The sequence below is a fragment of the Candidatus Hakubella thermalkaliphila genome (genome assembly GCF_013281975.1).
Lineage (GTDB): Bacteria > Actinomycetota > Humimicrobiia > Hakubellales > Hakubellaceae > Hakubella > Hakubella thermalkaliphila.
In genome coordinates this window covers 1-1,014 of sequence record NZ_BLRZ01000311.1, presented here as the reverse complement: position 1 = coordinate 1,014, position 1,014 = coordinate 1, and the positions used below count along the sequence as shown (strand labels likewise).

Here is a 1,014-nt window from a genome sequence, read left to right as displayed (position 1 = left end):
TGTAGAGTACGTTTTTGTCTCCAAGGAGGACGTAGATGAGGAAGTGTTTGACAGGTTGGATGATGAAAAATTTTTGTCCCTGGTATTCTATGAAGGTACTACAAAGATCTATTTAGTGGAAACGTAGCAGTTACCTGGCACCTCGGAAAAGAAGATTGGGAATCTCATGAAATTGCTGAGAAGTTTGGCTATTCCTAAGTTTGTCATAGTGATAGCATTTTTATATGCACTGTACTATCCGTTTCTGTATCTGGTCTTGTATTTATCGACCCCTGCTGGCTACACCTTGGTAGGTGGAAGGTCCATGGACGATGGGATATTGTTGTATTTTATGAGGTCATTTCAAAATGACTTCGCAGATCCGTGGTCGTACCTTCTTCCCATGAAAACATATGCCAGCCCGTCGTTTACTACGCCTCTTATATACCTTCCCCTCGGTTATCTTGCTTATCTAATGAGGATTCCCTATTTCGTAATGGACTTACTTGTTCAGGCATTGGCCAATTTCGTCTTTCTCCTGGTGATCTACCTTTTTATTGGAGGATTTGTAGATAGAAGACATACAAATCTAGCCTTTCTACTGTTTTCGTTATCCTCGGGTAGTGGAGGGTTTATATATTTTCTTTTGGCCCTGGGGGGCAACTATGAGTCGTTTTTCGATCCCTCGACTATTTACCATCAGGCCATGGAAGGCATTTACGATTTTTTTGAAACTCAGGGACTGATTCCCATTACTACGATGAGGCTCTACTATACTTTTCCTCTAATCTGTGGCTTTCTGGAGCTGATTTGTTTCAAGAGGTTTTTGGATAGCGGGGGGAAAGGGCGTCTTATACTAAGTGGTCTTTTTTTGGGTCTTACTTTTGCTTTTTATCCGATTCACGGTATCGCTTTTGCTCTAATAACATTCCTTATGGCAGCAGTTTCCATAGCCAAAATTGGTTTTCGCCAAAACTGGGCAAAGTTAAGTTCCCTTAGTGTTGTTTACACCATTTCCCTGGCTGGGACTCTTCC

The 1,014-nt window shown here is 41.7% G+C and carries 1 protein-coding gene; it reads left to right on the top strand.

Features of this window, described 5'->3' with window-relative positions; translation table 11 throughout:
* Positions 1-475: 475 nt before the first annotated feature.
* Positions 476-1,014: hypothetical protein (locus HW443_RS11800; RefSeq protein WP_176238285.1), on the top strand; the 539-nt coding region annotated here is incomplete at its 3' end.